Origin of the sequence: Ralstonia sp. A12, from assembly GCF_000801955.1 — a bacterium.
Taxonomy (GTDB): domain Bacteria; phylum Pseudomonadota; class Gammaproteobacteria; order Burkholderiales; family Burkholderiaceae; genus Ralstonia.
The window spans coordinates 287,371-304,716 of record NZ_JSZO01000007.1 but is presented as its reverse complement, the minus strand read 5'-3'; the positions used below and the strand labels follow the sequence as shown (position 1 = coordinate 304,716).

Here is a 17,346-nt window from a genome sequence, read left to right as displayed (position 1 = left end):
GCACAAAACGCTGTGGGCGCGGTGTCATGGGGCATGGGACACCGCACGGCATGGAACCTGACCGGCCGGCCTGTGACCGCATCAAAGAATGCGGCATAGCCCACAGTGATCTTCAACAACAAAGGAGGTAGCAAATGCAGTCGAAATTCAAGCGTGGCGCCGCTGCGCTCGCAGTGGCATCCGCGCTGGGGGCGTTGAGCGCCGGCGCACAAGCGCAATCGTCCGTCACGCTGTACGGCCAGGTAGACGCCTGGATGGGCGCACAGAAGAGCCTAGGGTCGTCCGACCGTGCCTGGGTGCAGAATGCCGGCGGTATGTCCACGTCGTACTGGGGCATGAAGGGCAGCGAAGATCTGGGCAACGGCCTGAAGGCGATCTTCACCCTGGAAGCCTTCTTCCGCCCGGACAGCGGCAAGTTCGGCCGCTTTGACGGCGACACGTTCTTCGCCCGCAACTCGTTCGTCGGCCTGCAATCGAACTCGTGGGGCTCGATCAAGCTCGGTCGCCTGACGCCGCCGTACTTCGTCTCGACGATCCTGTTCAACCCGTTCATCGATTCGTACACCTTCTCGCCGATGGTGTTCCACACGTATCTGGGCAACGGCCTCTCCGGCCCCGGCGGTATCTCGGGCCTGGTCGGCGATTCGGGTTGGAACAACTCGATCATGTACTCCACGCCGGACTTCAACGGTCTGACGGGTAACTTCATCTACGGTGCCGGTGAGCAGGCTGGCCACAACGGCCAGAACAAGTGGGGCGGCAACTTCCTCTACTTCCACGGCAACTTCGCAGCCACGGCAGCGTTCCAGCAAGTGCGCTTCGATTCGAACCCGGGCGATCTGAATGCACTGGTGGCTGGCTTCCAGCGTCAGTCGGCAGCGCAACTGGGGGCAACGTATGACTTTGGCGTGGTCAAGCTGTACGGTCAGTACCAGTACATCAAGAACACGATCGCCACGGGCGATGCCAAGAGCAACGGCGGCCAACTGGGCGTGTCGATTCCTGTCGGCCCGGGCAGCGTGTTGGCTTCGTACGCGTATACGAAGACCTCAGGTGCCGCTGACGTGAAGCGCAACACCTGGGCAGTCGGCTACGACTACTCGCTGTCCAAGCGCACCGACGTGTATGCCGCGTACTTCCGCGACAAGGTTTCGACCCTGTCGTCGGCTGACACCTTTGGCGTGGGCATCCGCGCGAAGTTCTAAGCGGTTGCTTTCCTTGTCACCGCCCGCGTATCGACAGCGCGGGCGGATCATTCAAACGGCGTTCCGGGCTCGGGCGCCGTTTTTTTCCTCTTGTTTTCTGATCTTGAACCCGCCAAAGAAAAACGGCGCCTGAGTTGCTGCAGGCGCCGTTTCTCATTCGGGCCACCGCACGCGGCGGCCCAGATTTGGCAGTCAGCCGATCAACGTTCGGCCGACACGTCTGCCACTGCCAGTGCCGTCATGTTGACGATACGGCGCGACGTGGCCGACGGGTTCAGGATGTGCACCGGCTTGGCCGCGCCCAGCAGGATCGGGCCCACCGTCACGCCCTGTCCGCCCGTGATCTTGAGCAGGTTGAACGCGATGTTGGCGGCATCCAGCGTCGGCATCACCAGCAAGTTGGCGCTGCCGGCAAAGGCGCTCTTTGGCAGGAAGTGGTGGCGGATGTCTTCCGACAGCGCCGCATCACCCTGGATCTCGCCTTCCACCTGCAGTTCCGGCGCTTCAGCCTTCAGCAGGTCGTACGCAGCGCGCATCTTGCGAGCCGAGGCACTTTTGGACGAACCGAACATCGAGTGCGACAGCATCGCCACCTTCGGCTCCTGGCCAAAGCGGCGCACTTCTTCTGCGGCCAGCTTGGTGATGTCGGCCAGCTCTTCCGCCGTCGGCATCTCGTTGACCGACGTGTCGGTAATGAACAGCGTGTGCTTTTCCAACATCAGGCCGTTCATGGCAGCGAACACCTTGGCGTTCGGTGCCAGACCGATCACGTCGCGCACGTGTTCCAGATGCGCGTCGAAGCGGCCGATGGTGCCGCACAGCATTGCATCGGCATCGCCCAGACGCACCAGCATCGCGCCGATCAGCGTGTTCGAGCGGCGCAGCGCCGACTTGGCCATGTCCGGCGTCACGCCGTTGCGGCCCATCAGCTCGTGGTATGCCGTGTGGTATTGGTGGTAGCGGCGGTCATCTTCCGGGTCCACCAGTTCGAAGTGCACGCCGGCCTTCAGACGCAGACCGGCCTTCTGGATGCGCATTTCAATCACGTGCGGGCGGCCAACCAGAATCGGCTTGGCCAGGCCTTCGTCCACCACCGTCTGCACGGCACGCAGCACGCGCTCCTCTTCACCTTCGGCGTACACAACGCGCTTCGGGTTGGCCTTCGCAGCCGAGAACACCGGGCGCATGGTCAGGCCGGTGTGGTACACGAAGTCGCTCAGTTGGGCGCGATAGGCGTCCAGATCCTTGATCGGGCGCGTGGCCACGCCGGACTCTTCCGCTGCCTTGGCCACAGCCGGGGCAATCTTCTCGATCAGACGCGAATCGAACGGCTTCGGAATGATGTAGTCCGGGCCAAAGGTCAGGTCCTGGCCAGCATAGGCCTGGGCCACGGCGTCGTTCGTTTCGGCTTCAGCCAGCTCGGCAATGGCCTTCACGCACGCCAGCTTCATCGCTTCCGTGATCTTGGTGGCGCCGCAGTCGAGCGCACCGCGGAAGATGTACGGGAAGCACAGCACGTTGTTGACCTGGTTCGGGTAGTCCGAACGGCCCGTCGCGACGATGCAGTCCGGGCGCGCGGCCTTGGCCACTTCCGGGCGGATTTCCGGCTCGGGGTTGGCCAGTGCCAGGATGATCGGCTTCGGTGCCATGGTCTTGACCATCTCAGCCGTCACCACACCGGCAGCCGAGCAGCCGAGGAACACATCGGCATCGCGCATGATGTCAGCCAGCGTGCGGGCCGACGTGTCCTGCGCATAGCGTGCCTTGTTCGCTTCCATCTTGGCGTCGCGGCCAACGAAGATCACGCCCTTGGAGTCGACCACGTAGACGTTCTCGCGCTTGACGCCCAGGCCCACCATCACGTCCAGGCAGGCAATCGCCGCGGCGCCAGCGCCCGACACCGCCACCTTCACGTTGCCGATGTCCTTGCCCACGACCTTCAGGCCGTTGAGCAACGCCGCCGACGAGATGATTGCCGTGCCATGCTGGTCATCGTGGAAGACGGGGATGTTCAGGCGGTCACGCAGCTTCTGCTCGATGTAGAAGCACTCCGGCGCCTTGATGTCTTCCAGGTTGATACCGCCCAGCGTCGGCTCCAGCGCCGCGATGATGTCGACCAGCTTGTCCGGATCGCGCTCGGCCAGTTCGATATCGAACACGTCAATGCCGGCAAACTTCTTGAACAGACAGCCCTTGCCTTCCATCACCGGCTTGCTGGCCAGCGGGCCGATGTCGCCCAGGCCCAGCACAGCGGTACCGTTGGTGATCACGCCGACGAGGTTGCCGCGCGAGGTGTACTCGGCTGCCAGCGACGGATCCTGCTCGATGGCCGTACACGGATACGCCACGCCCGGCGAGTACGCCAGCGACAGGTCGCGCTGGTTCATCAGCGCCTTGGTCGGGCGCACCTCGATCTTGCCGCGCGTCGGAGCACGGTGGTATTCAAACGCGGCGCGGCGCAGTTCGGCCTCGGCGCCTTGGTCTTGGGAATCGGGCGAGGCGTCGTGAAGCTTGTCGTTCATGTCGATGAATCCTGGTGGAGCCTGATGAGGAGTTCCGCAGATGAGACGCACATGCGCTCAGGCAGAAACTCCCTGAGACGAAGTGGCAAAAAACAGTGGAAACAGAGAGAAACCGGGAGCGAGGCCGCACGCGTTGCGGGGCACCGTCAGGAGGGTAGCGACGGGGCGCGGGCAGCACCGGCCAGGGGTGGCGGTCGGCGCGAGATGGGATGGGGTGACAACGCTCAAGCGGGGTACGGCTGGCGGCCTACAAATTAGGTCAGACATTCTAACGTAGACCGCTGGCCAAAACCCACCCTGTCGCACTACTTGACCGCCGGTTTCACCGATGGATCAACGGGCAACTCCACGAGGATGGGCTGCGCATTCGGCGCCGGGAAATTCGCGAACGCGCTGCGGATCAGGTACGGCATCACCGCGGTCAGCGAACCGTCACCGCCCTGGGTCTGCGCGGTCACCTGATAGACACGCTTGCCCGATGCGGCCTCTTCAATTTCGACGTGATAGGCATAGAACGGCACTTGCACATTGGTGTCAACGTATTGCGGACCCCATGGGCCCCAGGGCCCCCACGGACCACGCCACGGCCCCCACGGACCAGGGCCCCAGTACGGATCGGGGTACACGGGCTGGCGCACCTGCACGAGGCCCGTGGCGGTCGAGTAGTTCAGGCGCACCAGATAGCGTGCACCCGCACGTGGCGCGCTGGTAAAACCATGCGCGGCTAACTGGTCGGACGTCCAGGCCTCGTAAGTCTGGCGCTCCAGGTCGTTTTGCTGCGCTGCAGTGCGCTCAAACGCATAGGTGCGCGGCGGCGCGTCTTGCCAGCCGGGCTGCCTGAACGCCGTGACTTGGCTAGTGACGGTGCTGGCGCAACCCGCCAGCAGGCTGGCGGCCATCAGCGCACCGGCTATCGGCCAGATGCCGGATGTTTTGACCCTCTTGGCCCAATTCCACATAGAAAATCCCCCTAGTCTTCAATCAGACAGGTTTCGGCGCACACGCAAGGCGTTGCGCCTCACCTTTTACTCAGAGTCACGCGGTGCGCTGAAGATTCCCGCCAAGCGCCTGAGTACAATGGTCTTTTGCGTTCCGCTACGAGGATGTTACCGATGTTGCGCACCGATACCGCCGTGACGATTTACCGCAAGGACTACACCGCACCTGCGTTCCGCATCGATGAAGTGGCGCTGGAAATCGACCTCGTGCCCGAGCGCACCCGCGTCGTCAATCGCCTGCGCATGACACGCACTGCCGCCGGCAAGCCGCTCGTGCTGGTGGGCGAAGGGCTGGAGCTGGCGGGCGCAACCGTCGACGGCCAAGCCCTGTCCGGCCTGCAAGCCAATGGCGACACGCTCACCATTGATGCCGTGCCGGCAGAGGTCGACGCCAGCTTCACGCTGGAGCTCACCACCTACTGCAACCCGGCCGCCAATTCGTCGCTGATGGGGCTGTACGTCTCCAACGGCAACTTCTTCACGCAGTGCGAGGCCGAGGGCTTTCGCAAGATCACCTACTTCCTCGATCGCCCGGACGTGATGACGGTCTACACCGTCACGCTGCGCGCCTCGAAGGCGGACTACCCGGTACTGCTCTCCAACGGCAACCTCGTGTCGGAACGCGATTTACCGGATGGCCGCCACGAAGCCGTGTGGCACGACCCGTTCAAGAAGCCGTCGTACCTGTTCGCGCTGGTGGCAGGCAAGCTGGAATGCATTGAAGAGCGCATCCAATCCGCCTCGGGCAAAGAGAAACTGCTGCAGGTGTGGGTTGAATCGCAAGACATTGGCAAGACGCGCCACGCCATGGATTCGCTCATCCACTCGATCCACTGGGACGAGCGCCGCTTCGGGCTGGAGCTGGATCTGGACCGCTTCATGATCGTTGCCGTGGGCGACTTCAACATGGGCGCGATGGAGAACAAGGGCCTGAACATCTTCAACACGAAGTACGTACTGGCCAATGCGGAGACCGCCACCGATGTGGATTTCGCCAACATCGAATCGGTGGTCGGCCATGAGTACTTCCACAACTGGACGGGCAACCGCGTCACCTGCCGCGACTGGTTCCAACTGAGCCTGAAGGAAGGCCTGACGGTGTTCCGCGATCAGGAGTTCTCTGCGGACATGGCGGCACTTGCAGGCAACGAAGCCGCGGCTGCAAGCGCCCGCGCCGTCAAGCGCATCGAAGACGTGCGCCTGCTGCGCCAGGCACAGTTCCCGGAGGATGCAGGCCCGATGGCCCACCCGGTGCGCCCCGACAGCTACGAAGAGATCAACAATTTCTACACCGTCACCGTGTATGAGAAAGGCGCGGAAGTCGTGCGCATGTACCAGACCCTGCTCGGCCGCGATGGCTTCCGCAAGGGCATGGACCTGTATTTCCAGCGCCACGACGGCCATGCCGTCACCTGCGATGATTTCCGCGCTGCCATGGCCGATGCCAACAGCCGCGACCTCACGCAATTCGGCCGCTGGTACAGCCAGGCCGGCACGCCCGTCGTTGCCGTGGAAGGCAACCATGATGCCGCCACGCACACCTACACGCTCACGCTGCGCCAGCGTTGCGAGCCGGTCGGCATCGAGGTGAACAGCGGCGTCCAAAAGCAGCCGTTCCACATTCCGTTTGCCGTGGGGCTGATCGACAGCCAGGGCCGCGACCTGCCGCTGCGTTTGCGCGGCGAAGCCGCATCGGTCAAACCCGTGACCACGCGCGTGCTCGATTTCATCGAGACCAAGCAGACCTTCGTGTTCGAAGACGTGGCCGAGGCGCCGCTGCCCTCGCTGCTGCGCAATTTCTCGGCGCCGGTCATCGTCGAGTACGGCTACACGACCGAGCAGCTCACCTTCCAGCTCGCGCACGATTCCGACCCGTTCAACCGCTGGGAAGCCGGCCAGCGCCTGGCCACCGACACGCTGCTGCGCATGGTGTCGGACATCCAGCACGGTCGCGCACCCGAGGTCGACCCAGCGCTGGTGGAAGCGCTACGGGCCGTAGTGGCTGACGCCTCGCTCGACCCCGCCTTCCGCGAGCAGATGCTGATCCTGCCGGCCGAAAGCTACCTCGCCGAGCGCATGGATGTGGCCGACCCCGCCGCCATTCATACGGCGCGTCGCACCCTCCGCCGCACGCTGGCCGAAGCTCTCAACGCTGAACTGCTGCGCGCGTATCACGACAACCAAACCGAAGGCACCTACTCGCCGGATGCCGTGTCCGCCGGCAAGCGTGCACTCAAGAACATCGCCCTGGGCTATCTGGTCGAGACCGAATCCCCCGAAGCGCTGGCCCTGGCCGAACAGCAATACGCCCGCGCCACCAACATGACCGACCGCATGGGCGCCCTTGCAGCCATGGTCGCCAGCTATGCGCCGGGCCGCGAAGCCGCATTGACCGACTTCTACACGCGCTTTGCCGACGACGCACTCGTCATCGACAAGTGGTTCTCGCTGCAGGCCGTGCAGCCTGGTGGTGCCGGTAAGCCGACGCTGGAAACCGTGCGCGCGCTGATGGCGCATCCGGCCTTCACGCTGCGCAACCCGAACCGCGCGCGCTCGTTGATCTTCAGCTTCTGCTCGGGCAACCCCGCGCAGTTTCACGCCGCCGACGGCTCCGGCTATGCATATTGGGCCGAGCAGGTACTGGCGCTCGATGCCATCAACCCGCAGGTGTCCGCCCGTCTGGCACGCGCACTGGACCGCTGGCGCAAGTACGTGCCCACGCTGCGCGACGCCATGCAGGACGCGCTCAAGCGCGTGGCGGCCCACCCGAGCCTCTCGCGCGACGTGCGTGAGATTGTCGGCAAAGCACTGGCGTGATGCGGTCTGTGACCCAGTGTGTCGTAAAATCGCGCCCGTCTCAGGAGAACCCATGAAGCGCATCAACCTCACCCGCTACCTGATCGAAGAGCAGCGCGAGCACAACACCATCCCTGGCGAGCTGCGTCTGCTGCTCGAAGTCGTGGCGCGCGCCTGCAAGGCGATCTCGCACAGCGTCAACAAGGGCGCCCTTGCCGGCGTGCTCGGCTCGGCCGGCACCGGCAACGTGCAAGGCGAAACCCAGCAGAAGCTGGACGTGATCGCCAACGAAGTCCTGCTCGAAGCCAACGAATACGGCGGCAACCTGGCCGCCATGGCCTCGGAAGAGATGGAATCGTTCTACGAGATTCCGCACCGCTATCCGAAGGGCGAATACCTGCTGCTGTTCGATCCGCTCGACGGCTCATCCAACATTGACGTGAACGTGTCGATCGGCACGATCTTCTCGGTGTTGCACATGCCCAAGGCCGGCGAAGCCGTGACCGAAGCCGATTTCATGCAGCCCGGCGCTAGGCAGGTTGCTGCCGGCTATGCCGTGTACGGCCCGCAGACCACGCTGGTGCTGACCGTCGGCAACGGCGTGCATATGTTCACGCTCGATCGCGAAGTCGGCAGCTTCATCCTGACCAGCCGCGACGTGAAAATCCCGGCCGACACGAAGGAATTCGCCATCAACATGTCGAACATGCGCCACTGGGCCCCGCCCGTGCGCCGCTACATCGACGAATGCCTGGCCGGCACCGAAGGCCCGCGCGGCAAGGATTTCAACATGCGCTGGATCGCCTCGATGGTGGCCGACGTGCATCGCATCCTCACGCGCGGCGGCATCTTCATGTACCCGTGGGACAAGCGCGAGCCGGGCAAGGCCGGCAAGCTGCGCCTGATGTACGAAGCCAACCCGATGGCGTTCCTGGTGGAACAGGCCGGCGGCGCGGCCACCAATGGCCAGCAACGCATCCTGGATATCCAGCCCGAAAAGCTGCACCAACGTGTGGCCGTGGTGTTGGGTTCTAAGAACGAGGTGGATCGCGTCACGCAGTACCACCTTGAGGCCAAGTAACGACGTTTGACGGTGTTTTTCCAGCGATTGTTGCAGGGCGCCAAAAAGTTCTGTTAGAATCGCTGTTTCCGACGCCGCTGTAGCTCAGTCGGTAGAGCAGCGCATTCGTAATGCGAAGGTCACCAGTTCGATTCCGGTCAGCGGCACCAGAACACCAAAAAGCCCAGTCTTCATCGACTGGGCTTTTTGCTTTGTGCCGACTGATACCGCTCAGGCCGCCGGAATGCGCAGCTTCTGCCCCGGATAGATCTTGTTCGGATCCGACAGCATCGGCTTGTTCGCCTCAAAAATCACCGGATACTTGTTGGCATCGTCGTAGAACTTCTTGGCGATGGCCGACAGCGTGTCGCCGCGCTCCACCGTGTGCCACTGCGATTCTTCCGATTCGGTGTTGACCGACATCTGGTCGTCCACCGACTTGATGCCGTCGACGTTGCCGCAGCACAAGATGATCTTCTCGCGCGTAGCCTGATCGGCGGCTACGCCAAACACCTTGGCGGCATCGCCTTCGACTTGCACCGACAGCGCCGTGGCAGTCAGGCCCTGCTGGGCGATGTAATCCTGGATAGCTTGGCCCTTGGCATCGTCGGCGGCCTTGGCGGCATCGGCGTCTGCGGATGCATCGGCCGGGGCGGCTGCGGCGCTGCCGTGGAACAGCTTTTCACCAGCTTCTTTGATGAAGTCAAAAAAACCCATAACGACCTCCATAAGTACACAACGGGGAACGGAAAAGCGTCGGGCGCGTGACAGCCGGGGCGCGCCCGTCGCCGCAGTGTAGCCGCTCGCGTGCGGTGCCTCCATGACAGCCGGGGCGCAAATGCAAACTTTGCCGCACCCCGAACATGCGGTTACACCGGTTACCCCAACGATGCTGCATCGCAACATCATCACTGGCACAATGGTCCCAATCCGAACCTACAATGCGCCGGAGGGAGCGCATACTGCCGCCCCCGCCCGAGCCATCCGCCGCCATGCACCGTACGTGGATGAAGTCCATCTCCCGGTTGGTTGATGCGTTGACCACGCCGGATTTCGGCCGCCAATCGTGGCCGCCCAAGCCGGTCAAGCCGCCCAAAGCCGGCACGCGCCGCGACAGCGCACGTCGCGTGCGTGTACCTGCCGTGCCGACGCCCACCGCCGGCACCTTTGCACGCGAGCAATTCATCTACGAGCCGGAATCACCCGCCGTGGTGGCACGCCGCCCGGAATACTGGCTCTACACGCCGCCCACGCGCGGCAGCAAGCCCCCCGCGCTGATGGTGATGCTGCACGGCTGCAAGCAATCCGCTGAAGTGCTGGCGCACGGCACGCGCATGAATGCGCTGGCAGATCGCGAGGGCTTCATCGTGCTGTATCCGGAGCAGCCGCGCCGCGCGCATCCGCAATGCTGCTGGCACTGGTATGACCCCGAGCACGTCGGCGCGCGCGAGGCGGACGGCATCAGCCGGCTGGTCGAACAAACGATCGCGCAAACCGGCGCCGATCCTTCACGCGTGTATCTGGCGGGGCTGTCGGCAGGTGCTGGATTGGCCGGCTTGATGGCGCTGCGCCATCCAGAGTTGTTTGCCGCGCTGGCGCTGCACTCCGGCCCGGCACTGGGCATCGCACGCACGCCTGCCTCGGCGTTAAACGTAATGCGGCGTGGTGCGCGCGTTGATCCGCTCGATGCGCTATCGACGGTGGTGGACGTGGCCACCTACCCCGGCATGCCGACAATGATCCTGCACGGTCTGCGCGATGACGCCGTTAACCCGGCCAATCAGGCGCAACTGGCCTCGCAGTTCCGCGCACTGAATCACCTGGGCGATGCCGCCGGGGTGTCTCGCGAAACCTCACGCGGCGACGGCTACATCCTGCGCAACGACATGCGCGACGGCGAATGCGTCGTCAGCCTGTGCCAGCTCACAGCAACTGGCCACGCCTGGAGCGGCGGCGACCCACGCTATGCCTTCCACGCGCCGGGGCCGGATGCCACTTGGCTGTGGTGGCAATTCGCGCGACGTCACGCACGCGAAGCTGCGCTGGCCGCGTAGGCGATGTGTCAGAGATCAATCGACTGCTGAACGCCACCACGCCCCAGCAGTTCATCGATCAGGCCGTAGCCGCGTGCGAGGCCGGCATCCTCTGCTGCTTCGCGCGTCGACAATGGGCGCTCGTCATGCGAATGCGCGACCAGCGTTTCGACGGCCGTCGGGTCTGCACCTGATTCGCAGATGCGCACGACAAAATCCCACAGCATCTGCGCCGGTGTACCGCCCTCGCCCGGCTTACGGGCTGCACGCGGAATGGCCAGCACGTAGACGTCGAAATCCTTGTACACCTCGGTGCGCCAGTTCGATTCCACGGTCATGTTGCCTCCTCGAGTACGCCTGCGTGACAGACACATCGTGTCGACATTGCAAACGCGCGCCGAAAACAACACAGGCCGGTACATGACCGGCCTGTCTTCACAGCATCAGCATTCGCCCTTCTTGGCGTGACCCGGGGGGCAGTGGTAGCGATCATCGCGGTCGCGGCGGTCGTGGTCCCAGTCGCGGTCCCGATCGCGGCCGCGCCAACGGCCATCATCGCCGCGATCCCAACCGCCCTCGTGCATTTGCCAACCGCGCGGACCTTGCTCCCAACGCGGCTCGCGCCAGTGGTAACCGTCACGGCCGTGCTCGCGATAGCCGCGACGCCAGACATATCGACCATCGCGCCATTGCCAGTAACCCGGCACCCACACGTAGCCTGGCTGCATGACCGGCACAGGCTCATATTGCGGCGGCGGCGGCGCGTACGTCGGGCCAATCTGCACGCCAATCGACACCTGCGCTTGCGCCGGCAAGGCAATCGCAGCCATCACACCGGCAGCGGCCAAGCATGTGGCGAGAATCCATGCGTTCTTCTTCATCGGAGACCTCCTTTCTCTGCAATCGAGCTTGATTCGATCCTAGCACCGGCCGGCGTCATGATCTGTAGGGTGTTACGCGGCGTTACCTTCGTTACCTGGCAACGCAGATATATGCATCGCTGTGTGAAGCGGGCCACGCGCCTCTTCAAGCCACGCGCAAAACGCCTGCACCACTTCGTCGCCGAGATTGCGCGCGGGACAATACCAGTAGTAGCTGCGCGCGACCAATGCCAAGTCTGGGAACGGCGCGATGAGGCGCCCCTCTTCCAGATCTTCAGCGATGAGCGCGGATGGCCCCATCGCGACCCCAAGCCCATCGATAGCAGCCTGGATCGACAAGTAGAAATGCTCGAACGTGAGCGCATGCGCGGGCCGCAAATTGGGCACGCCCGCCAGCACGAGCCAGCTCGGCCAGATCGAAGGCAGCGTATCTGAATGCAGCAGCGTGTGTCGCCGCAGATCCGATGGCGCACCCAACGGCGCGCGCTTGAGCAACGCCGGGCTGCACACAGGAAAGCGGCTCTCATCCAGGAAGCGCCCCGATCGAAAGCCCGCATGGATCTCCGGCCCGCCACGAATGATCACGTCGAAGTTATCGGGCAGGTCTTCGATCTCTTCGATGGACGTGGTCAGCCGCACCTCCACGCGCGGAAACCGCATCTGAAACGTGGACAGCCGCGGGATCAACCAGCGCATCGTGAAGGTCGGGATGCTGTTCACGCGCAGGATGCGCGCCGCATCACGATCACGCACCGACTGGCTGGCCACGCTGATGCGATCGAGCGCCACGCCGATCTCCGACAGATAGCGCTGCCCCGCATCGGTCAGTTCCACACGTCGGTTCAAGCGCCGGAACAGCGGCACGCCCAGCCACGCCTCCAACACCTGAATCTGCCGGCTGATGGCGCCATGCGTGACGCTCAACTCCTCGCCCGCACGCGTGAAGCTCAGGTGGCGCGCCGCTGACTCAAAGGCGCGCACAGCATTCAACGGAGGCAGCTTGCGCATATCGCGTGAGTTTTTTGCACAGATCAGGTCAGTATATATCGATTGTTGATCACAATCCGTGCCGATACGCTGTCGTCTTCTTGCTCACGCCGATACATCATCGGGTGAGAAAAATCGACCCGACTCCGTCCCCGCCCATCGTGACCCCCGTCGTCATCGCCCTGGTTCTGTGCGCCGCCCTGCTCCATGCCTCGTGGAATGCACTGCTGAAAAGCGGCTCCGACCGCCTGCGTGCCATCACGCTGATGACGCTGGCTTCCGGCGTGGCTGCAATCCCGATGGCGGTCGCACTTCCGCTGCCGGCCCCAGCCGCGTGGCCGTACGTGGCGCTATCCGCCGTGCTGCACGTTGGCTACAACGTGTTTCTCGCGCGGGCGTATCGGTTCGGAGAATTCGGGCAGGTGTACCCGATTGCGCGTGGCTCGTCGCCGCTGCTGGTGACGATGGGGGCCGTGCTGTTCGCGGGTGAGATGCCCGGCGCGATTGCGCTTGCGGGCGTGGTGCTGGTAAGCGCCGGCATCCTGAGCCTGGCACGCGGTCGCAAAGCGGACCTCGGCTCGACACTCGCCGCCTTCACGACCGGCGTGTTCATCGCGTGTTACACGGTGTGCGACGGTATCGGCGCACGGCTGGCGGGCAACGCAAACGCGTATTCGGCGTGGCTGTTCATGCTCGACGACCTGCCCATGGTGCTGTTGTATCGCGTATGGAAGGGCCCGCTGAACATCGACGTGCGCGATGCCGCTACGCTCAAGGCCTTTGGCGGCGGCGTGGTCTCGCTCGTCGCTTACGGCATCGTCATCTGGGCCGTGACGCTCGCGCCAATGGGGCCGGTATCCGCCCTGCGCGAAACGTCGGTGGTGTTTGCCGCGCTACTCGGCCGCTTCTTCCTCAAGGAATCGCTCACGGCGCGACGCCTGTCAGCGTGTTCGGTCATTGCCTTCGGCGCTTACTGCCTCGGGCACCCGGCGTGAGCGCTGTACTCGCACGGCGCATTCAAGCAGCGCGCGGCGGGTATTTGACCTCAAGGATGTCGATCTGCTCAACGCCCGCGGGCGTGCGCAGTGGCACCGTATCCCCCTCGCGCGCCTTGATGAGTGCACGCGCAATCGGCGAGATCCAACTCACGCAGCCCCGATCAAGATCGACCTCGTCCATGCCGACGATGGTGATGGTGGTTTCGCCGCCAGCCTGGTTGGCGTAGGTGACCGTGGCGCCAAAGAAAATCTGATCGTTGTCGCCCTGCAGACTGGCGTCGACCACTTCGGCTTTCTCGATACGGCGTGTGAGAAAGCGAATACGCCGGTCGATCTCTCGCAGGCGCTTCTTACCATAGAGGTAGTCACCGTTCTCGGAGCGATCGCCATTGGATGCAGCCCACGACACGATGCCGACCACCTCGGGCCGCTCCGTATCGATCAAGTGCATCAACTCCGTGCACAAGCGCTCGTAGCCGGCGGGCGTGATGTAGTTCTTGGAGCCCGGCGGCAGAGGCGCGGCGCCCTCGGGCAGATCGTCTTCATCGTCGCCGGAGTCTTCCCGGACGAAAGCCTTGTTCATGGTGCGAGCAACGGTTGTTCAGGACTCCATTATAGAAAGTTGGCTCCTTCAGAAGAAAAAGTGAAGAAGGGGGTTCACAAGGTCGGAAAATTCTGTATAATCTCATTTCTCGGTTGCGGCTGTAGCTCAGTTGGATAGAGTACTTGGCTACGAACCAAGGGGTCGTGGGTTCGAATCCTGCCAGCCGCGCCAACCTGATAAGAACGAGAAGGGCTTCCAGAAATGGAAGCCCTTTTTGTTTGCCCGCTCCCCAGCCACCGATCAACAGCAGGCTGCGCACAGGTGGCGAGGCGTCGAAAAAGAAGCGAGGGCAACGGCTCTCACCCTCTTCGCTGCATCACGCATGTCGGAATGCGTGATTCGCCACTGGACTCTCCGCAGATCACATGTATAATCGCGCCCTTCGGTTGCGGCTGTAGCTCAGTTGGATAGAGTACTTGGCTACGAACCAAGGGGTCGTGGGTTCGAATCCTGCCAGCCGCACCAACCTGATACGAACAAAAAGGGCTTCCAGAAATGGAAGCCCTTTTTGTTTTGCCTGTGTCCCACGCAACACTGAAATGATGTGCTGCGCGCGCGGGCCACAAACAAAAAAGGCGAAGCCAACCGGCCTCGCCCTTTCTGCATCTGCGCCCCGCGCCAGTTAGTCGCCACGATCCCGCGCAATGCGGATCACATCCGGGTTACGCCGCAGCGCCCGCATCACGTCGGCCAGATGCACACGGTCGTGCACCTGGATCAGGAAGGTCATGTACGTGGCCTCCTGATCGCCCTCCTGCTCCATCGACACGTGCGCCACGTTGGCATCGGCCGAGGTCAGGTCCGCCGCCACGCGCGCGAGGATGCCCTTGGTATTGCGCACCAGCACCTTGATCGACACGTCGAACGCGCGCGTGGTGTGCTCCGCCCACATGACGTCGATCCAGTGCTCCGGATCCTTGCTGTGCAAGCGCTTGGCCACTCGGCATTCCTGCGCGTGGATCTGCAGGCCCTCGCCCTTGCCGATGTAGCCCACTATCGAGTCGCCGGGAATCGGCCGGCAGCATGACGAGAACACCATAGCCATACCCTCATCACCACTGACGGTGACGGCCGGCGCCTCTTCATTGGCGAAGGTGTGCACGGCAGCCATCAGAGACTCATCGCCGTCGTGCCCGCCTTCCTGCAGCACGATCTCGATGCGACGCGCGATCACGGCCGGTACACGGCGCCCCAGCGCGAGGTCCGCAAAGACGTCTTCGCGAGCCTTGTTGCCGGTCCATTGCACGATGCGTTCCCACACCGGTGCGGGAACGGCCTTCATGTCGATGCCAAGCTGGCGCAGCGCCTGCTCCAGCAAGCGCTCGCCGAGCTGAATGGCCTCATCAAGTTTGGCCGTCTTGAGGAAATGGCGGATCGCCGCGCGTGCCTTGCCGGTGCGCACGAACGTGAGCCAGGCCGGATTCGGCTTCGAGTACGGGGCCGTCACGACCTCAACAATGTCGCCGTTCTTCAGCTCGGTGCGCAGCGGCAGTAGCTCGTTGTTGATCTTGACCGCCACGCATTGGTTGCCTAGGTCACTGTGCACCGCGTAGGCAAAGTCCAGCGCCGTGGCGCCACGCGGCAGTGCGCGGATCTCGCCCTTAGGCGTGAACACATACACGGCATCTGGGAACAGGTCGATCTTGACGTGCTCCAGAAACTCCTGCGAATCGCCGGTCTGGCTCTGGATATCGAGCAGCGACTGCAACCACTGATGCGCCTGCTGCTGCGCGCGATCGGGCTCGTCGTGGTGCTGCTTGTACATCCAGTGGGCAGCCACGCCGGCTTCCGCAATCTGGTTCATCTCGCGCGTGCGAATCTGAAACTCGACCGGCGTGCCGAACGGCCCCACCAGCGTCGTGTGCAGCGATTGATAACCGTTGATCTTCGGGATCGCGATGTAGTCCTTGAACTTGCCTGGCATCGGTTTGTACAGGCTGTGCAGCGCACCCACGGTCATGTAGCACTGCATCTGCGTGTCAACCACCACGCGAAAGCCATACACATCCAGCACCTGCGAGAACGACAACTGCTTGTCGTGCATCTTGCGGTAGATGCTGTAGAGCGTCTTCTCGCGCCCCGTCAGCTCCGCCGGGATGCCCGCATCGGCCAGTGCGCGTTGCGCCGTCTCAAGAATGCGCGTCACCACCTCACGGCGATTGCCGCGCGCGGCCTTCACGGCCTTCTCGAGCGTCGCGTAACGGAACGGCGAGCCGATACGGAAACTCAGTTCCTGCAACTCGCGATACGTGGTGTTCAGACCGAGTCGGTGTGCGATCGGCGCGTAAATCTCCATCGTCTCGCCCGCGATACGACGACGCTTTTCGGGCGGCACATGGTCGAGCGTACGCATGTTGTGCGTGCGGTCGGCCAGCTTGACGAGAATCACGCGCACATCGCGCGCCATCGCTAGCAGCATCTTGCGGAAGCTCTCCGCCTGCGCCTGCTCTCGGCTTTGGAATTCCAGCTTGTCCAGCTTGGTCAGGCCATCGACCAGTTCTGCGACCTTGGGCCCGAATTTTTCGGCCAGCTCGCTCTTGGTGACGCCCTGATCCTCGATCACGTCGTGCAGCAGTGCCGCCATGATCGATTGCACATCCAGTTTCCAGCCCGCACAGATCTCTGCCACGGCCACCGGATGCGTGATGTACGGTTCGCCGCTCTGACGATACTGGCCGAGGTGCGCCTCGTCGGAGAAGTGAAACGCCTCTTTCACCAGCTTGAGATCGGCCGGCTTCAGGTACGACAGTTTCTCGGTCAGCGCCGTAATCGAGACAACCTGCTGACGCGGGGGCGCAGCGGGCTGCGAGGTCGGGCCAAACAGATGCCGATAGGTCTGCTCCAGCACCGCATCGATGAAGAGCGTGTCGCCAGTCGCGTCAGGCTTGACCGCTTGCGCGGCGCCTTCAGCAGGTTGAGCCTTGGGCGATTTGGGCGGCAACGCCGACCGCTCGCCCACCAAGTCCGCACCACGCGGGTCGGGCAGGTTCGGCGCCCCCGTACGAGGCGACGCGGGGCCGGAAGCGGAAGTCGGCATGGAAACGAAGGAAGCGGTGGAAGACCCAGGCAGCGGCGAGGAAGCCCCCGCCGCGTCCGACGTGCTGCCGGACGACTCCGCCGGCGGCACGTTGTGCTCGTGCGTGGCGGAGCGTTGGTTCCTGGGCGAAGAAGAAGCGGGCGAGGTAGGCATGCCGGGGTCTTGTGCGTTCGCGGCTTTCACATCCATGAAAGATCGCAAGAACGATCAGTGACCAAGGCAGCG

At 63.4% G+C, this 17,346-nt stretch carries 14 protein-coding genes and 3 tRNA genes; 9 read left to right on the top strand and 8 right to left on the bottom strand.

Going from position 1 to position 17,346, the window contains the following annotated elements:
* Positions 1-134: 134 nt before the first annotated feature.
* The gene (locus PI87_RS11510) at positions 135-1,205 is read left to right on the top strand and encodes a porin (RefSeq protein ID WP_039597826.1); all 1,071 of its coding nucleotides are present in this window, start codon (positions 135-137) and stop codon (positions 1,203-1,205) included.
* 200 nt (positions 1,206-1,405) lie between these two features.
* On the opposite strand, the gene PI87_RS11505 is transcribed toward PI87_RS11510, so the two are convergent.
* Entirely contained in the window at positions 1,406-3,727 is a 2,322-nt protein-coding gene (locus PI87_RS11505; protein ID WP_039597825.1) for an NADP-dependent malic enzyme, read from the bottom strand.
* A gap of 305 nt (positions 3,728-4,032) precedes the next feature.
* Positions 4,033-4,686 (bottom strand): DUF4136 domain-containing protein, encoded by a 654-nt coding sequence (locus PI87_RS11500; protein WP_039597824.1) that lies wholly within the window; start codon positions 4,684-4,686, stop codon positions 4,033-4,035.
* 153 nt (positions 4,687-4,839) lie between these two features.
* On the opposite strand from PI87_RS11500, the gene pepN reads away from it, so the two are divergent.
* The 3 genes from pepN to PI87_RS11485 all read left to right on the top strand — a co-directional run bounded on the left by pepN (position 4,840) and on the right by PI87_RS11485 (position 8,751).
* Complete coding sequence (gene pepN / locus PI87_RS11495) at positions 4,840-7,542, top strand: aminopeptidase N (protein WP_039597823.1); 2,703 nt, start codon at positions 4,840-4,842, stop codon at positions 7,540-7,542.
* A gap of 52 nt (positions 7,543-7,594) precedes the next feature.
* Positions 7,595-8,602 carry a class 1 fructose-bisphosphatase gene (locus tag PI87_RS11490; protein ID WP_039597822.1) on the top strand — a complete coding sequence of 336 codons (1,008 nt, stop codon included), beginning with the start codon at positions 7,595-7,597 and terminating at the stop codon, positions 8,600-8,602.
* Positions 8,603-8,675: 73 nt separating this feature from the next.
* A tRNA-Thr gene (locus PI87_RS11485) sits at positions 8,676-8,751 on the top strand.
* A gap of 61 nt (positions 8,752-8,812) precedes the next feature.
* Here PI87_RS11485 and lysM read toward each other — a convergent pair.
* The gene (gene lysM / locus PI87_RS11480) at positions 8,813-9,298 is read right to left on the bottom strand and encodes a peptidoglycan-binding protein LysM (protein ID WP_039597821.1); all 486 of its coding nucleotides are present in this window, start codon (positions 9,296-9,298) and stop codon (positions 8,813-8,815) included.
* A gap of 290 nt (positions 9,299-9,588) precedes the next feature.
* On the opposite strand from lysM, the gene PI87_RS11475 reads away from it, so the two are divergent.
* On the top strand, positions 9,589-10,635 hold the full coding sequence (locus PI87_RS11475) for an extracellular catalytic domain type 1 short-chain-length polyhydroxyalkanoate depolymerase (protein WP_039597820.1): 1,047 nt from the start codon (positions 9,589-9,591) through the stop codon (positions 10,633-10,635).
* 8 nt (positions 10,636-10,643) lie between these two features.
* On the opposite strand, the gene PI87_RS11470 is transcribed toward PI87_RS11475, so the two are convergent.
* The 3 genes from PI87_RS11470 to gcvA all read right to left on the bottom strand — a co-directional run bounded on the left by PI87_RS11470 (position 10,644) and on the right by gcvA (position 12,503).
* The gene (locus tag PI87_RS11470; RefSeq protein ID WP_039597819.1) at positions 10,644-10,952 is read right to left on the bottom strand and encodes a hypothetical protein; all 309 of its coding nucleotides are present in this window, start codon (positions 10,950-10,952) and stop codon (positions 10,644-10,646) included.
* Positions 10,953-11,057: 105 nt separating this feature from the next.
* Positions 11,058-11,495 (bottom strand): YXWGXW repeat-containing protein, encoded by a 438-nt coding sequence (locus PI87_RS11465; protein ID WP_039597818.1) that lies wholly within the window; start codon positions 11,493-11,495, stop codon positions 11,058-11,060.
* 72 nt (positions 11,496-11,567) lie between these two features.
* Positions 11,568-12,503, bottom strand: a complete 936-nt coding sequence (gene gcvA, locus PI87_RS11460; protein ID WP_039597817.1) for a transcriptional regulator GcvA — start codon at positions 12,501-12,503, stop codon at positions 11,568-11,570.
* 140 nt (positions 12,504-12,643) lie between these two features.
* Between gcvA and PI87_RS11455 the strand changes: the two genes are divergently transcribed.
* Positions 12,644-13,477 (top strand): DMT family transporter, encoded by an 834-nt coding sequence (locus PI87_RS11455; protein ID WP_039597816.1) that lies wholly within the window; start codon positions 12,644-12,646, stop codon positions 13,475-13,477.
* A gap of 22 nt (positions 13,478-13,499) precedes the next feature.
* Here PI87_RS11455 and greB read toward each other — a convergent pair whose 3' ends face one another.
* Entirely contained in the window at positions 13,500-14,063 is a 564-nt protein-coding gene (greB, locus tag PI87_RS11450) for a transcription elongation factor GreB (RefSeq protein WP_039597815.1), read from the bottom strand.
* A 115-nt stretch (positions 14,064-14,178) separates the two neighbouring features.
* Here greB and PI87_RS11445 point away from each other — a divergent pair.
* Positions 14,179-14,255, top strand: a tRNA-Arg gene (locus tag PI87_RS11445).
* Positions 14,256-14,472: 217 nt separating this feature from the next.
* Positions 14,473-14,549: transfer RNA gene (locus PI87_RS11440), tRNA-Arg, on the top strand.
* A gap of 157 nt (positions 14,550-14,706) precedes the next feature.
* Here PI87_RS11440 and PI87_RS11435 read toward each other — a convergent pair.
* Entirely contained in the window at positions 14,707-17,121 is a 2,415-nt protein-coding gene (locus PI87_RS11435; RefSeq protein ID WP_039597814.1) for a RelA/SpoT family protein, read from the bottom strand.
* On the opposite strand from PI87_RS11435, the gene PI87_RS11430 reads away from it, so the two are divergent.
* Positions 17,120-17,335 carry a hypothetical protein gene (locus PI87_RS11430; protein WP_039597813.1) on the top strand — a complete coding sequence of 72 codons (216 nt, stop codon included), beginning with the start codon at positions 17,120-17,122 and terminating at the stop codon, positions 17,333-17,335. The two genes, PI87_RS11435 and PI87_RS11430, sit on opposite strands and share 2 nt — an antisense overlap.
* The last annotated feature ends 11 nt before the right edge of the window (positions 17,336-17,346 follow it).